The sequence below is a fragment of the Dysgonomonas sp. 521 genome (assembly GCF_010501055.1).
Taxonomy (GTDB): domain Bacteria; phylum Bacteroidota; class Bacteroidia; order Bacteroidales; family Dysgonomonadaceae; genus Dysgonomonas.
This window is the reverse complement of sequence record NZ_QVMO01000053.1, coordinates 28,765-29,152: the sequence shown is the minus strand read 5'-3', so window position 1 is coordinate 29,152 and position 388 is coordinate 28,765.

The following is a 388-nucleotide window of genomic DNA, read 5'->3' as shown; positions in this document are numbered from 1 at the left end:
AAACTCTAAAAAAAATAAGCGGATAATTAATGAACTAAAACAATATGGGACTATTGCCGCTTAAAAAAGCTGTTTTTATAACGAACTATTGTAAAAGGTTCTTTGATATAGTAAATCAATATCGCCATAATAACTCGAAACGGAAAAGGTAACAATAAAAAAGCACAAAAAAGTGTCACCTTTGTCACTTTTTAACAAATAATGTGAATCAGTATTTGCTTTTGTTTAAATTATGTGTTCTTTAATTTTATGCATAAAAGCTATCTTAGTTTAAATCATTTAGCATTAGCTCATACTGCCGCGCCCTCCCGGGCTTGTCCTTCCTTTTGGCATTGCCCAAAAGGAAGCAAAAGGCTAGTGCTTTGTCCCTCGGCGACCCACCAACGGC